This window comes from Verruconatronum alginivorum, from assembly GCF_056590205.1.
This window is the reverse complement of sequence record NZ_JBWPVQ010000001.1, coordinates 5,972,030-5,988,267: the sequence shown is the minus strand read 5'-3', so window position 1 is coordinate 5,988,267 and position 16,238 is coordinate 5,972,030. Positions and strand designations below refer to the sequence as shown.

Annotated in this window: 10 protein-coding genes; 6 read left to right on the top strand and 4 right to left on the bottom strand. The window is 56.2% G+C overall.

All coding sequences use genetic code 11. The annotated features are described in order from the left end of the window. Positions 1-52 precede the first annotated feature (52 nt). From ACWUI2_RS22040 to ACWUI2_RS22020, 5 genes are read left to right on the top strand one after another with little or no spacing between them, the layout of a single operon-like run. Positions 53-1,483 (top strand): delta-60 repeat domain-containing protein, encoded by a 1,431-nt coding sequence (locus ACWUI2_RS22040; RefSeq protein ID WP_486985006.1) that lies wholly within the window; start codon positions 53-55, stop codon positions 1,481-1,483. A gap of 22 nt (positions 1,484-1,505) precedes the next feature. Next, positions 1,506-2,291 carry a prepilin-type N-terminal cleavage/methylation domain-containing protein gene (locus ACWUI2_RS22035; RefSeq protein WP_486985005.1) on the top strand — a complete coding sequence of 262 codons (786 nt, stop codon included), beginning with the start codon at positions 1,506-1,508 and terminating at the stop codon, positions 2,289-2,291. 2 nt (positions 2,292-2,293) lie between these two features. Further along, positions 2,294-2,905, top strand: coding sequence for a type IV pilus modification PilV family protein (locus ACWUI2_RS22030; protein WP_486985004.1), 612 nt, complete (start codon positions 2,294-2,296; stop codon positions 2,903-2,905). Positions 2,906-2,928: 23 nt separating this feature from the next. Next, complete coding sequence (locus tag ACWUI2_RS22025) at positions 2,929-3,993, top strand: PulJ/GspJ family protein (RefSeq protein ID WP_486985003.1); 1,065 nt, start codon at positions 2,929-2,931, stop codon at positions 3,991-3,993. 28 nt (positions 3,994-4,021) lie between these two features. Continuing rightward, positions 4,022-7,246, top strand: a complete 3,225-nt coding sequence (locus tag ACWUI2_RS22020) for a PilW family protein (RefSeq protein ID WP_486985002.1) — start codon at positions 4,022-4,024, stop codon at positions 7,244-7,246. Between the two features lie 77 nt (positions 7,247-7,323). On the opposite strand, the gene ACWUI2_RS22015 is transcribed toward ACWUI2_RS22020, so the two are convergent. Next, positions 7,324-8,232 carry a nucleotidyltransferase family protein gene (locus tag ACWUI2_RS22015; RefSeq protein ID WP_486985001.1) on the bottom strand — a complete coding sequence of 303 codons (909 nt, stop codon included), beginning with the start codon at positions 8,230-8,232 and terminating at the stop codon, positions 7,324-7,326. A 417-nt stretch (positions 8,233-8,649) separates the two neighbouring features. Further along, positions 8,650-10,125, bottom strand: a complete 1,476-nt coding sequence (locus tag ACWUI2_RS22010) for a TrkH family potassium uptake protein (protein ID WP_486985000.1) — start codon at positions 10,123-10,125, stop codon at positions 8,650-8,652. A gap of 942 nt (positions 10,126-11,067) precedes the next feature. Here ACWUI2_RS22010 and ACWUI2_RS22005 point away from each other — a divergent pair. Then, complete coding sequence (locus tag ACWUI2_RS22005; protein WP_486984999.1) at positions 11,068-11,352, top strand: hypothetical protein; 285 nt, start codon at positions 11,068-11,070, stop codon at positions 11,350-11,352. Between the two features lie 1,027 nt (positions 11,353-12,379). Here ACWUI2_RS22005 and trkA read toward each other — a convergent pair. Together trkA and leuA are read right to left on the bottom strand one after the other, a co-directional pair. Further along, complete coding sequence (gene trkA, locus ACWUI2_RS22000) at positions 12,380-13,732, bottom strand: Trk system potassium transporter TrkA (protein ID WP_486984998.1); 1,353 nt, start codon at positions 13,730-13,732, stop codon at positions 12,380-12,382. Between the two features lie 181 nt (positions 13,733-13,913). Beyond that, the gene (leuA, locus tag ACWUI2_RS21995) at positions 13,914-15,587 is read right to left on the bottom strand and encodes a 2-isopropylmalate synthase (protein ID WP_486984997.1); all 1,674 of its coding nucleotides are present in this window, start codon (positions 15,585-15,587) and stop codon (positions 13,914-13,916) included. Positions 15,588-16,238 lie beyond the last annotated feature (651 nt).

Sequence of the window (16,238 nt, the reverse complement as noted above, 5' to 3'; positions counted from 1 at the left end):
ACTCGATCCGGAGTTTTCCTTTCCGTTCTTCGGAAACAATGAAATCAGGGATATGAAGTTCGACGAAAATGGCAGGTTGATTGTGACGGGATCCTTCACGGATGTGGGACCCCGGATCGCCGCTATTTTACCGGATGGAACCTTGGACCCGGATTTCACTCCAGGTAGCGGTGCGAATTCCGTCTCGCGTGCGGTGGCCATTGACGAGGATGGCCTCATTTATATCGGTGGATCGTTCAGTTCATACGCCGGTACTCCGCGCGCTGGAGTGGCCCGGTTGTTTTCTAATGGCACGCTGGACGCTGCCTTCAACCCAGGTACGGGCTTCACCGGTGACATATATCGGCTTTTGGCTCTGCCTAATGGGAAACTGTTGGCTGTCGGCGCCTTTTATCAGTTCCAAGGGACAAGTGTGATCGGAGTCGTCCAATTGGATGAAGAGGGAGATCGGGATAACTCTTTCAGTGTTGGGTCGGGCACGAATAATGTCGTGAATGACGCGGTCCGATTAGATGACGGGAGAATTGTGATTGGGGGTGCCTTTACTCAATACAATGGAACTACGATCAATCGACTTGCGGTTTTGGATATTGACGGGACGATCGACACCACTTTCGAAGTTGGCACTGGATTCAATGGGAATGTTACCGCGATCCATCTCACCCGCGACGAACAATTGATCGTGGCGGGATCTTTTTCTCTCTACAATGGAAATCCTGCGCAGCGACTGGTCCGATTGAATAGTGATGGAACTCTGGATGAAACCTTCGATGCCGGAAGCGGACCGAATTCGACCGTTAATGGAATTTTGGAGGAGAGCACTGGCCGGATTCTCTTAGTGGGTGGTTTCACTACAGTCGATGGGGTGGATCGCAATCGGATCGCCCGACTACTGCCAAACGGATCCGTTGATTTGACATTCGATCCCGGCGAGGGTGCGAATTCCACCATCAATACCATTGTTGAAATCGAGGGAAGTGATCGTCTGGCGATCGGCGGCGTATTCGCGAGTTATGATGACACGTTTACCGGAAGACTGGCTCGCATTCTCGGCGGCGTCGAAGCGGGTGGATACTATGCTTGGATTGAAGAGTTTTTCCCTGGGTTGGGGGGGGATTTGGATGTAATCGGGCCGGGCGCGGATCCGGATTCGGATGGAGTGGTCAACCTTCTCGAATATGCGTTTTTCGGGAACCCCCAGGAGGCGGACCGGGACGTTCTACCCACTTACGCCTTGGTGGAGGAGAATGGACAACAGCACCTTTCGATCTCCTTCGTTCGAGTTCGCGATGCATTCGATCTCGCGTATCGCGTGGAAGCTTCTGGCGACTTGAATTCCTGGACGGAAATTTGGAACTCAACCGATTTTCCTTACGTCAGTGAGGATGAGATTTCGCTTGAGACGATAGTTGATGTTGAGTCGGTGACCGGGAACGGAAACCGTTTTTTACGCGTCGTCGTCGCACTTGACGACGAACTATAAAATTGAAGGAAGTCACTGATTGATGAATTGCACCGAGACCAATCGCATATATGGCCGACATTCCAGAGGCAGGGGATTTACGATCATTGAATTGCTGGTCGTCGTTGCGATCATCGCCGTCTTCATTGGTATCGGGGTCGCGGCGTTCCGAGGGGGAGATACCGCTGGTTTACAATCAGCTCAACGGACCCTTTCCTCGACGATCAATGGTGCCCGCAGTCAAGCCTCCGTTCATCAGCAGACGGTAATTATTGCGATCAACGACGACCCGGACGATAGGGAAAATTATCTTCGTCAAATCTGGGTATTACGACGCCATCCGAATCCCAGTGCGAATGAAGAACCTCCTGGAGGAGCAACCAATTGGCTTCCGGTTGGCGATCCGATTCGCTTGCCTAGGGGAATCTACATTGTTCCGACACCGAATGATCGAATTGATCCCGGCCCGCCGGTTCAGACAAATCAAATTCGAACCGGCGTTCGGCGTCTCAATGCCGATTTCTTCAATGACTTTGATCATTCGTCGGATGAGACCACTCACAATAATCGGAAGTCGAATACGGGGATCGAGGATCTTTATATCGGCTACCATAGTAGCGCGAACCCGGACTCTAAAAAAGTGATGACCCTTCGTTTCGGAGCTCGCGGATTTCCGTCGAGTTCATCGTATCGTTTGGTTGCGGCAGTTGGTCAAACTACTCAAGCCGGGCCTCGTTTTCAGGATTCCAATCAAATCGTAGGAATGTTCGTTCAACGATACGGAACCACACTTCAAATCACCGATCCTTTAACCTTCGACACCAACTAATCATGATCACGCGGAAGAGAGGCTTTTCATTGATCGAAGTGGTGTTGGCCGTCGCCATTTTAGGTTTGACCATCGTTGCCGTGGTGGGGCTTTTGGGAGTCACTGGCCGTGCAATTACCGACGTTCGTGATACCTCTGCGGCTGCACGGATTTCCGAATTGCTCAGCGCAGAGCTTCAACGCAATGATTTTTCCGACCTGACCAACACGGGTAGTGGCTTTGATCGTTTCATCCTATACGCGACTCCTGCCGGAGATCATGTGGCGTTGGCATTTCCCACTTCGTTGGCCGACAATAACTTTGACCCGAATAACATCGATCCTAGCCAACCGCGGGGAATTGCGCCCCGAGACCGGTATTATCGAATCGTTGTGACGAGAATGAGGGCAGGTGGCAGTCCCACGAACCCAAACCGGCACTTACAGTTTAACGAAACGGGTCTGAATGATCCGGGATCGGTCTCATTCTCTGTGCAAATCGAATGGCCATATAATGTTCAGCAGGGGCCAGGCTTCCAAGATGCAATCAAGTTTGATCCCTCAATCTCTTCAACCGCTCCTCAACCGAGCCCGAACGCGTCGGTCGCGTATTATAATCTGACGATTCGGCCGTGAGTGAGATGGCGGGAAATGACTCAATGAATTTCACACAAGATAGGCGGGGATTCACCATCCTCGAATTGTTAATCGCTACGGCAGTGACGGTGGTCGTTGCCGGGATTATGATCGCGATCGTTTCGAACGTATTATCAGCGTGGACCCGGTCGTCCGGCATGTTGGCGACTAATAATCAGGCTCGGTTGGTTTTGGATGTTCTCAGCGAGGACCTCCATGGGGCCTTGTTTCGATCCGATGATGACAATGTTTGGCTGGCAGCTTCCATCGAGCCTCGAAGTGTTTTGACCGGGGGAGGAAATGATTCCCACGGTTGGGTCGAGGGAAATCATCGAAAACCGCATGAAACTGATCCTGAAACGCTGAATTTGGTTTCGGGAGGTATTCCAGTTGCGCTTGAGGACGCTCGATTCGGATATGGAGGAGTTTGGCTACGCTTTTTCACTGGCAGGACCATTTCTGAGGCCAACGGAATACCTGTTGCGGTTTCGTATAAAATCGTTCGCCGGTCCGTCACCTCGGCGCCCGATGCGGAAGAACGGTATTTCCTTTATCGATCAGAAGTGAGACCGTTCGGTTCGGGTGATTGGGGTAGTACTTCCTGGCGCCCGGGAACGGTCGATGCGGGTTATTCACTAGACACCGATTCAATTCGGCTGCCGATCAATCCTTACTATGATTTTCAGGAAACCGGCGTTACCGGCAATAATAACAACCAAACCCAGACAGGAGACCCCTTTACGGTAACTCGACCGAATCGTAATTCAGTTCTGGCCGAAAACGTCATCGATTTCGGTGTTCGATTCTTTATCCGAAATGGCGGAGAGTTGAATCAGGTTTATCCCAATAGCAACAATGTGGCTGATTTGGAGTATCTCGCCGGAAACGGGAATGTGCATAACGATTTTGAGCCATTTCCGGAAGTGGTCGAATTGTTTGTCCGGATCTTGACTCCGGAAGGAGCCAAATTGATTCAAAACTACGAAAGCGCTCCATCCGGGGCGTTCCAACCGGAAACGTGGTGGGAGATCGCTCTGGCGCATTCCCATGTTTATACGCGCCGCGTTCAGCTCCGCCAGTTTAGGTAAGGAAACTTAATCGAAAGGTTTTTGTTTGATGAACTTGTGTAAGACGAACGAGCGGAAAATTCAAGGGCAGGAGGGATTCGCGCTGATCATCGCGCTGGCCTTAATGTCGCTGGCGGTATTGGTGTTGATCAGTATGACGGTGCTGACACGCGTGGAAACAAACGTTGCCAGCAACAGTGTTAAATTAAACCAAGCCCAGGAAAACGCCCGATTGGCACTTGAATTGGCGATTGGTGAACTGCAGCGACATGCCGGGGCGGATGGTCGGATCACTGCTCCGGCAAATATCCTCGACGCGAACGCCCCAATTGACTCAGACGCGCCCGCTCCCCTTCTTTCCAATCCAGTTTTGCCGAATAATCAATTTGCTCATCCCTATTGGACCGGAGTCTGGGAACCTGTCACCCCTGGGGATCCTTCTTCTCTATTGCGGTTGCGCAGTTGGCTCGTAAGTGGCAATGAGAACAATCCTGTTCCACCAGCAGGAAGTGCAACGATTTTTTACCGTCCGAATGAGAGACCGGATCAATGGGGGGCTGACAATCGACTTCCCCCTGTTTGGACAGGTGATTCCAGCAATCACGAACGAAATGTCACCCTTGTCGGAGATCGGAGCACACGTAATGCCGAAGGGGATGAAAACGAAGTCTACAACCGAGCGGTTGTGGCGCCCCTCCGGCCGATTTTCGCGCGGGACGTTCCGGGTTTTGACGCTTCCGACGTCCGCGTGGTAGGCGAATTTGCGTATTGGGTCGGCGATGAAGGCGTGAAGGCTGATGTCAGCCTGTACGATCGGCAGATCCCTAATTTGTTGGCGGTTGAGCAACGGCTCAAAGAATTTATGTCGGCTCAACGGGTGGACATTCGCGGAGTTAGGGGAGCTTTTGATAATACTGAGAATGATTATGGAGACCAGTTTATCGATTTTAGAGATGATCTGAGTGGAGGACTTCCAAACCTCCTCCCGCGGTTGACGGATTTTAACCAAGTTCACCACTACATGCGGAACCGTCCCGGTTCTTTCAACGCGAGCGATTGGTTGAATTATCGTATCGATGGTCGAAAGGAGCGTTTCCATGACCTGACAGTTGGCACACGGAGTCTTTTGACAAATCCATTGGATGGGCGTTTGAAAGTTGATTTGAGTGCGCGTAATGGGGCGAGTTATCCAAGTAATGCCGGAGATCTCAGTCTTGATCCCGCGGCTCCGGACTTGTCGGGTGATCAATTGGATGCGATTTTTGATTTTCTGGAGAATGGAGCTTGGACGTTCTTGTCGGCTATGCCTACTGCAAGTAATGATCCGGATTGGATTCGTCCTGTCATCCCCTTGATTCCACCGACTCGTGGAGGGAACGCGATCACTACAGGGCCCGGTATACCATCAGCGGGAGCATTTCCTGTGATTACGAAAACGAAAGCGAGCTTCCGTTTTTATAATGATAGTGGTTTTATTCATCTTGATGGAGCATTTGTAATCGAACTGTGGAATCCATATTCACATGCGATTGATCTTCAGAACGCGAATTTAGAAGTTGTGTTTGATAATCTTCCCGCTGTCACGGTAGTAACGACGCCAGGGATTGGACCATATACAGCAGAGCTTTCAGATATCTTTGACGATCTCCCTTTCCGAGTTGATTTCACTGGAGTGATGGAGCCTGGACAGGTTTTGGTTTTTAGTGGCGGCGGCGGTGAAACGCTGGCGCAGGTTACGACTCCGGAGAATCTTCCCTGGTCGAATACCCCTTATACTCACCAGACTAACCAAGCCGCCCCTCCTGATGCAGGCGACGGAACAATCCCTGAAGTAACCGCTGTAACCATAGTTGGGCCGATTGATCCTCAGGTCTCAGTGACGTTATTTGGTCATGATGCAACAAATGCAAGACAGCATCTTCAGGAACATATCGTCAATTATACGGTTTCCGGAAGTCCAATTTCAATTGCTGATGAAAATGAGTATCAGTTTGCATTCTATCATGGATTGGGGGACGAGAATGTGGGATTGGAAATATTCAATTCATTCGATCCCAGAAGTCCGGTGTTAACGGTATCCGGAGCTCCCTTCGAAACACGAATTGAAGTAGTTCCGGCTGATGATCCGGATCCGGAATTCACCGCCGGCCTTTTTGAACCCGAGTTATCTGGACCGTATTTCACCGCTGTATTTTTTGAGTTGCCTCGCTTGGAACCTCATTCAATTGGGGCTTTGCAGCATCTCGCGCTAGGCGACTCGGGAGGCGCGACTGACCTTCCTTACACTGTTGGCGATTCCAGTGCTTCTTTTCGCGTGAATGCGATGTTTGATCGCTATTTCTTTTCCACCCTTCCTCGAATGACTAATTTCCTAGACAATCAATTTCCTGATTTGCCTATTTTAGACAATCCACGGGTAGGGGTGATTTTTAGGGACGGGAATCCCCCTGACGATGATAACGTGAATGGGGATGAAGTTTTCGATCCAGAGCTTGCGGCCATGCATCTCTGGAACGAGGGTGGGTTTAATATAAATTCCACTTCGGTTGAAGCTTGGACGGCGGTATTGGGAGGTCTTTTCGGCAGTAGGTTGGATGTTTATGATGGTGGCACAACCACAGCGCTTCACCAAATTGCGGATCGTCCATTTGCCCGATTCAATCAATCCAGCGGGGCTACCCTCACTTTGAGAAGCGACGGAACGTGGGAACAGGCCAGTTCCTACGATGTGAATGATCTTGATTTGGTTGATTTCGAATTTACCCGAGGGGTCCGCGAGTTGACGGCCAACGAAGTTCGCTCTATGGCATACCATATCGTGGATGGCATTCGAGAAAGGGTGCAAACATCCGTCGGTCGGCCTTTCACTTCGATTGCTGAGTTTTTGACATGGACACGAACTTCAGGTGCCACGGTACTTGAGGAAGCAATCTTTCAAACATTTCGAGATTTCGATGGGCAACGTTTAAACGAAGGACATCTGTTGAATTCTCCCATGTTCCTTACCCAACGGGATATCATGGCGAGTGTCGGGGGCACTTGGACCGTTCGATCCGACACTTTTCGTATTCGAGCATATGGGTCACAAGTCAATCCGGTGACCGGTGCTGTTGAAGGTCGGGCATGGTGCGAGGCCATCGTTCAAAGGATGCCTGATCCGGTTATGCCCGCAGGAGGTACACCCAGTGCCAACGACATGATCACGCCGCCGACCCCACTTGGTCGTAAATTTGAGATCATAAGTTTCCGCTGGTTGAATGCGGACGAAATTTAACCCCGTCCGGTTTAGTACCGGAAGGGAGTTTCGATGCGTCTTCGCGGCCGACTATTCGGCGGGGCTGGAGGGCGCTCTCAGGTCCAGAGTTTTTCGGGGTAGCGGCCGTTGGCGATGAGGGTGTTGATGGCGGAGACCGCGAGGTCTTTGTCTTCTTTGTAGGTGACGCCGAACCAGGTTTCTTCGTTGGGGAGGACCTGGAAAGTCGCCTTCTTTTCGGCGATCGAGCTTTCCACCGGGTCGGCGACGTAGACTTCGCTTTTCTCCTGACCGCCGGAACGGTCGAGGAATTGGGCGATGCGGTGTTCGAAATGGTCGAGGATCGCCGGTTGGAATCCCCAGAAGTTCATCGAAACCAGGGTGTCGGGGTCGAGGGGCCGTTTTTCGTCGCCGGACCAGGAGACCGGGTTGCCGTTTTCGTTGCGGATGTCGGTGCATTCGGTGACGCCGGAGAGGAAGCCGTCGTCCGTGACTTGCAGGACGCCGCGGGAAACGCCGCCGTGTTCGGACAGGGTGTTGCGGAGGCGGTAGGCGACCAACGAGCACGGAAGCGGGTCGGTGGAGGCGTCGTGGTTGGCGAAGAATTCCTTAAGGGTGCGGAAGGCGCCGGCGCCGTAAAAGTCGTCGGCGTTGATCACGCAGAACGGTTCGGCGATGCGATGGCGGGCGGCCCAAATGGCGTGGGCGGTCCCCCATGGCTTGGTCCGGCCTTCGGGGGGGCGGCGGCCGCCGGGGAGGTCGTCGAGGCGCTGGTGGGCGTAGGCGACCTCGATTTTCCCCTGGAGGGGGCGCCCGATCGCTTCGTCGAATTTTTCCGCGAACTCCTGGCGGATGACGAAGGTGACTTTGCTGAATCCGGCCCGCCAGGCGTCGTAGACGGAGTAGTCGAGGACCGTTTCGCCGTTCGGTCCAATCGGATCCATTTGCTTCAAACCGCCGTAGCGGCTCCCCATGCCCGCGGCCAAGACTACCAGATTGAGATTCATCGGCTGATGATTATGGGGGGGAGTTCAAAGTTCAATGTTCAATCTTCAACCTAAAAATCAGTGAATAGCCGAGAAAAAGCGCAAGATACTCAAAAGGAGAGAGTTAATTCTTGGAAAAAGCAGTATTTGGAGGGTGCCCGAAACGGTAATTGGGTCGTTCCCTGGCTGTAACCCGGGGAGACAACACACCCCACCATGCTCGCGCATGGTCCCCCCCTCTCAAGAGGGGATCAGCGCACACAAAGTTCCCCTCTTGAGAGGGGGGGACCGCTCGCCAGAGCGGTGGGGTGTGTAGCAGAGCCAATCCCGCGAATGCCAACCCTTTTCGGACGGGGTTTATTTATAATCGGCCTCTCATGAGCTATCCCCTGCTATTTGTGTATTCTGTGCTTTTTCGCGGCTACCCAATTGCGGAGGTTAGGAAAATTTCTTCCAGAGGGAAGGGGCGAGGAGGACGAGGATGGCGAAGAGTTCGAGGCGGCCCATGATCATCAGGAGGCTTAAATAAAGCTTGGTCGGGGAGGTTAGGGTTCCGTAACTTTCGGTCGGACCGAACTCCGCGAAGCCGGGGCCGATGTTGAAAAAGGTGGAGACCACCGCCGAAACAGCGCCTTCCAGGGTATGTCCGGTTTCGAACAGAGCCAGGATCGGAAAACTGACCAGCAGAATGAGTCCCAGCATCACGAAATAAACCAGGATGCTGTCCTGGGCTTCGGAATCGAGCGGCTTGCCGTTGATGATCACCGGTCGCACGACATGAGTGCGGAAAGCCCGCTCGACGCTTTGGACCGCGACCCGGACGCAGACCACCAGCCGAATCACTTTCAGCCCCCCGGCGGTCGAGGAGGAACAGCCGCCGACAATCATCAGACTCAACAGGGCCATTCGGCCGAACAACGGCCAGTTGTCGAAATCTTCGGTGGCGAATCCGGAGGTGGTGGCGATGGAGACCACTTGAAAGGCGGCGGCGCGGATCGAGTGATGGATGTTGTCCGTCAGGCCTTCCGCATGGAGGAAGGCGAAAATCAAGGTGCTGGCGACCACGAGAATTCCGAAGTAGGCGACGACCTCGGTCACTTTTTTCGCCTGGGCCCAATTTTTGTTCAACAGCAGGAGGATGAAGAAAAAGTTGGTCGCCCCGAGGACCATGAAGACGATCATTGACCATTCGATGGCGGGACTGTTGAAGGCGGCGATGCTTTCGCTGCGGGTGGAAAAACCGCCGGTGGCGACGGTGGTGAAGGTGTGGCAGATGGCGTCGTACCAGGACATGCCGCAGATCCGCAGCGTGATCAGGCAGGCGGTCGAGAGTCCGGAATAGATGTAGAAGAGTTGGAGGACCCCCTTTTGGACGCGGCTTTGTTCCATGTCGGCGGATCGACCGGTCGATTCGTTGGAGAAGAGGATTTTTCCGCCGGCGCCGAGAAACCCGAGGATGGCGACGAAGAAGACCACCACCCCCATGCCTCCGATCCATTGGCTGAGGGCGCGCCAGAAGATGAGGCTGCGCGGCAGATCTTCGAGGTTGGTCAACACCGAAGCCCCGGTGGTGGTGATGCCGGAGGTCGATTCGAAAATGGCGTCGGCGACCGTGTGGTTTTCGAGCAGCAGGAGGTAGGGAATCGATCCGACCAGCGAGGCGAGCAACCATCCGACGCCGATGACGCATAGGGCCTCTTTGCGGAAGAAACGGCTGTCGCCTTGGCGGCCGAGCGCGTAAAAGACGACACTGAGGGTCGCGGCGACGGCGGTGCTGACGGTGAAGGCGAAGATCGCTCCGGGTTCGGTGACATCTTCCCGATAGATGAAAGCGACGGCAAGGCAGAGGAGGAAGGCGAGAGCCATCGCCGCCATCATGAAACTGAGCAGACGGTAAATCAGTTTATAGTTCATGCGGCGAAGAAATGAGCGTGAAAGTGGCGGAGGCGTCCCGCCTCCGTGTGCTGGAGAGGCAGGAGCGTAGGTTTGGCCCTGAGGCGGGACGCCTCAGCCACTATGTTGAGGATCGGGAAGAGCGTAGGCTCGGCCCTGGGGCGGGACGCCTCAGCCACAATTGGCCAATGGGGGGAATTGACGGTTTCTTTAGCCCAACGGGCTTTCGCCCTCCAGCCCAGGGTTGGCCGAGTGCAACGAGGCCTACCCTGGGATCCGTGTGAGCATTCTCATGAACCGCAACGCGGTTCCGTCCGCTCGGGGGCGTTCGGTCGTCTTCCGGGCGCAACCGCCTTCGGGGTTGAATCGTCCGGGGGCGGATCCCCAGGGTAGCGCGTGCCGCGCAACCCTGGGCTGGAGGACGGAACGCCGTTGGCGTTCGCGGAACGGAACCTGCCCAAACGGTGAGGCCGTAGTGGCGGAGGCGTCCCGCCTCCGTGTGCTGGAAAGCCAGAAGCGTAGGTTTGGCCCTGAGGCGGGACGCCTCAGCTACATTGCTGAAGATCTGGAAGAGCGTGAGCTCGGCACTGAGGCGGGACGCCTCAGCTACATTGCGGAGGATCGGGAAGAGCGGGGGTTCGGCCCTGGGGCGGGACGCCTCAGCCACAATTGGCCAATGGGGGGAATTGACGGTTTCTTTAGCCCAACGGGCTTTCGCCCTCCAGCCCAGGGTTGGCCGAGTGTAACGAGGCCTACCCTGGGATCCGTGTGAGCATTCTCATGAACCGCAACGCGGTTCCGTCCGCTCGGGGGCGTTCGGTAGTCTTCCGGGCGCAACCGCCTTCGGGGTTGAATTGTCGGGGGACAATTTCCCAGGGTAGCGCGTGCCGCGCAACCCTGGGCTGGAGGACGGAACGCCGTTGGCGTTCGCGGAACGGAACCTGCCCAAACGGTGAGGCCATAGTGGCAGAGGCGTCCCGTCTCCGTGTGCTGGAAAGGCAGAAGCGTAGGTTCGGCACTGAGGCGGGACGCCTCAGCTACATTGCTGAGGATCTGGAAGAGCGTGAGCTCGGCACTGAGGCGGGACGCCTCAGCTACATTGCTGAGGATCTGGAAGAGCGTGAGCTCGGCACTGAGGCGGGACGCCTCAGCCACTTTGCTGGGGATCGGGAAGAGTGGGGGTTCGGCCCTGGGGCGGGACGCCTCAGCCATAGTTGGCCAATGGGGGGAATTGACGGTTTTCTTTAGCCCAACGGGCTTTCGCCCTCCAGCCCAGGGTTGGCCGAGTGCAACGAGGCCTACCCTGGGATCCGTGTGAGCATTCTCATGAACCGCAACGCGGTTCCGTCCGCTCGGGGGCGTTCGGTCGTCTTCCGGGCGCAACCGCCTTCGGGGTTGAATTGTCCGGGGACGAATTCCCAGGGTAGCGCGTGCCGCGCAACCCTGGGCTGGAGGACGGAACGCCGTTGGCGTTCGCGGAACGGAACCTGCCCAAACGGTGAGGCCGTAGTGGCGGAGGCGTCCCGCCTCCGTGTGCCGGAAAGGCAGAAGCGTGGGCTCGGGGCTGAGGCGGGAGGCCTCAGCCACATTGCGGAGGATCGGGAAAAGCGGGGGCTCGGCCCTGAGGCGGGACGCCTCACCTACATTGCTGAGGATCGGGAAGAGCGTGGGCTCGGCCCTGAGGCGGGACGCCTCAGCCACTATGTTGAGGATCGGGAAGAGCGTAGGCTCGGCCCTGGGGCGGGACGCCTCAGCCACAATTGGCCAATGGGGGGAATTGACGGTTTCTTTAGCCCAACGGGCTTTCGCCCTCCAGCCCAGGGTTGGCCGAGTGCAACGAGGCCTACCCTGGGATCCAGGTGAGCATTCTCATGAACCGCAACGCGGTTCCGTCCGCTCGGGGGCGTTCGTTCGTCTTCCGGGCGCAACCGCCTTCGGGGTTGAATTGTCCGGGGACAATTTCCCAGGGTAGCGCGTGCCGCGCAACCCTGGGCTGGAGGACGGAACGCCGTTGGCGTTCGCGGAACGGAACCTGCCCAAACGGTGAGGCCGTAGTGGCGGAGGCGTCCCGCCTCCGTGTGCTGGAAAGCCAGAAGCGTAGGTTTGGCCCTGAGGCGGGACGCCTCAGCTACATTGCTGAGGATCTGGAAGAGCGTGAGCTCGGCACTGAGGCGGGACGCCTCAGCCACTATGCTGAGGATCGGGAAGAGCGGGGGTTCGGCCCTGAGGCGGGACGCCTTAGCCACTTTGCTTTTTGGGGGGGATACCGTGGGGTTCATTGGAGGAGCTTCATCAGGTCGGGGATTTGGTCCTGTTTGATGATCACTACCAGGCGGTCGCGGCCGTTGATCAGGTCGTTGGCGCCGGGGACGGTGGCGTTGGATTTGTGGAGGAGGGCGACCACCACGCAATGGGTCGGCCATTTGATCTCCTTGAGCATTTTACCGTCGGCGAGGGACCCTGGTTTCACTTTGACTTCGATCATGTGCCCACCGCGATTGGGCAACCGGGCCAATTCGACGTAGGGGGCTCGGCTGGTGTAGCGCATCACCTCGTTGGCGGTGGCGAGCCGCGGAGAGACCACCATTTCGAGTCCAAGCGTTTCTTTCAGCCGCTTGAGGACATCGAGGTAGTCGGGACGGTTGATCAGCAGCAGGGAGTGTTTGGCGCCGAGTTTGGAGGCTTGCAGGCAGGTCATGACATTGGCTTCATCGTCCTTGGTGCAAGCGACGAAGAAGTCGGCCGCGCCGATTTGTTCTTCTTCCATCAAGCGGAGCGAGGTGGCGTCGCCGTGGATGACGGTGACGCGGGGAAAGGCTTCGGCGAGGATGCGGCATTGTTCCGGATCCTTTTCGAGGACCCGGACCTTGAACCGGGGATGACTCAGCAAGCGGATCAAGGCGATCGAGGTTTCGCCGCCTCCGTAGAGGACGACCCGGATGGTGTCGATGTCCGCCTCGGGGTTGAAATGGACCCGTTGGTCGAAGAGGATCTGGGGCAAACCGAACAAGGTGACCATGTCTCCGGCTTTCAGGACGGTGCTGGCGTGGCCGACCTCCTGTTCGTCTCCGCTTTGGACGTAGCCGACGCGGATGCGGCTGTCGAGGCGGAGGTCGGCGAGGGTTTTGCCGATAACCTTCGATTTCGGATGAACTTTGATCTGTTGCACCTCGATTTGGCCGCGGGCGAGGTTTTCCACCGCCACCCGGCCGGGGTTGCGGATCGCTTTAGCGAGTTCCACGGCGGAGAGGGCTTCCGGATTCAACAGGTGGTCGATGCCGAAGTGGGCCTGGTAATTGATGATCGAACTGTCGTTGTAGGTCTGGTCGTGGATCCGGGTGATGGTGGTGGTGCCTTTGCCTAATACCTTGGCCAGCGAGGAAGAGATGAGGTTGGTCCGGTCGTCGCTGGTCATCGCGAGGAAGTAATCGCAATCCTTCACCCCGGCCTTGACGAGGGTCCCGGCGTAGCTTCCGTTGCCGCAGATGACACGGACGTCGAGTTCCTCGTCGAGCCGGGCGGCGAGCGCCGGATCCTGTTCGATGACGGTGACGTCGTGGTTCGATTCGCTAAGAGTCGCGGAGAGATGTTGTCCGACCTCGCCGGCCCCGATGAGAATGATCTTCATGCGTAGTCAGTAGACGATAGACGATAGCTGATAGACGATAGCTGATAGACGATAGCTGATAGACGATAGCTGATAGACGATAGGCGATAGACGATGGGCGATAGCTGAGTTGATTTGTGATTGGCTGATTGCGGGAGACGATTTCGTTTACCTATCGTCTATCGTTTATCGTCTATCGTTCTCACCGTGTGCGGTTCAGGGCGCTGGCGACGGCTTTGATCGAGGCGAGCTCGATGTTGGTGTCGATGCCTGCGCCGTAGGCGGTTCGTCCTTCGGCGGTTTTGATTTCGATGTAGGAGACGGCGCGGGAATCGGCCCCGCGGCCGAGCGAATGCTCGGAATAGGAGAGGATCTCGAAGCGGGGGAGTTCCTCGCGCGACAGGGCCTCGACGAAGGCGGCGATCGGTCCGTTGCCTTGGCCGGTTATTTTTTTGCGGGAGCCGCCGATGCTGACGGTCGCAATGCAATCGACCACTTTTTCCCCTTCTTCCTCCCCATTGTGGCGGGCGGTGTAGTCGTGGACGTGGAGAAGATCGGTCCGCCGGATGTATTCGCGTTCGAATATTTCGTAGACCTCGGGCATTTCGATTTCCCGTCCGGTGCGGTCGCAGAAATTGTTGATGACTCTGCCGAACTCCTTTTGCAGCCCTTTCGGCAACTGGAATCCATATTCCTTTTCCATGATGTAGGCGACGCCCCCTTTGCCGGATTGGCTGTTGATCCGGATGAGGGCCCGGTAGTTGCGCCCGATATCCTGAGGGTCGATCGGGATGTAGAGGACTTCCCACGGGGCGCCGGGCTTTTGCACCGCCCACGATTTTTTAATCGCGTCCTGGTGGGAGCCGCTGAAGGCGGTGAACACGAGGTCGCCGGCGTAAGGTTGGCGCGGCGGGACCTCCATATGGGTGGTCCGTTCGTAAACCTCGCGGATTCCGTTGATGTCGCTGAAATCGAGCCCCGGATCGATCCCCTGGGTGTACATGTTCAAGGCGACGGTGACGATATCGAGATTCCCGGTTCGTTCGCCGTTGCCGAACAATGTTCCCTCGACCCGGTCGGCGCCGGCGAGCAAGGCGAGTTCGGTGGCGGCGATCCCTGTTCCCCGGTCGTTGTGGGTGTGGACCGAGACGACGGTCTGGGCGCGGCGGGTGAGGCGCCGGCACATCCATTCGATTTGGTCGGCGTGCACGTTGGGCGTGGCGTATTCGACGGTGGCCGGGAGATTGAGGATGATCTTGTTGTCGTTGTCCGGCTGCCAGACATCGGTCACCGCCTCGCAGATTTCCAACGAAAAATCGAGTTCGGTGCTGCTGAAGCTTTCCGGGGAATACTCCAGGCGGAGGCGGGTCTCCGGCGGGAGCATTTCGGCCGCTTTTTGTTTGAGCAATGCGACGGCGCGGGTGGCGATGCCGACGATCTCTTTTTTCTCCAACCCGAAGACGGTCTGGCGTTGGACCGGCGAGGTGGAGTTGTAGAGATGGAAGATGATGTTGCGGGCCCCGCGCAAGGCCTCGAGGGAGCGGAGGATCAAGTCCTCCCGGCATTGGCAGAGGATCTGGATCGCGACGTCGTCGGGGATCCGGTTTTCCTCGATGAGGCGGCGGCAGAAATCGAACTCCACCTGGGAGGCGGAAGGAAAGCCGACCTCGATCTGTTTGAAGCCGATGCCGACGAGGACCTCGAAAAACTCCAGTTTTTGGTCGACGCTCATCGGAATGGCGAGCGCCTGGTTGCCGTCACGCAAATCGACGCTGCACCACTCGGGCGCGGAGACGATCGTTTTGGAGGGCCATTGGCGATCGGGCAGATCGACCTGTGGGAAGGGCCGGTATTTGGTGATTGGTGATTTTTGCATGTCGACTCGTGGAAATATGAATGCTTTTTCCAGCGCGAGTCATGCAGAAACTTTTCGAAATCCCGTAACGGGAAAGGTCAACGACCTGCAAGACCGCGCTGCTGCCGTTAGGCGAGGGCGGTTAGGAGGAGCGCTCCTAGCAGGTTGGTAAAAAGCGTGACCATCGATTTGACCAAGAGTAGGGGCTGATTAAAGCGTGTCAAGCCGCCGGTTGGGCTCTGAAGTTGTTGGAGTCCCGGGTCTCTGAGTCTACCACCGTGGCACGGACATTTCTGTCTGTGAAAAAAAACAGGCAGGACGGAGCGAAGCGGAGATGGCGTACAATGCCTGTTTCACGCCCACTGTGGCACGGACATTCCCGTCTGTGAAAAAAACAGGCATGAATGCGGGGCCTCCAATAATAGGCCAGAAGTCGCCTCGGGAAAAAAAGAAAAAAAAGGGCCGATTAGTTGAACATTCGGCGAAAACCGGTATCTATAAAAGTGTCATCGTAACGACGGGAGGCGCAAGTCTCTCAAAGACTCCGGTCGGAGGGGAGTCGTTACGGGTCCGGCTATTTGGGTTAGAAAATAGAAGATCAGCCCGTCGGTTTAGGGGTAGGCCGACGGGCTCTTCTTTTTCCGGATTCGGCCCCCGTTGAAGAATGGTTTT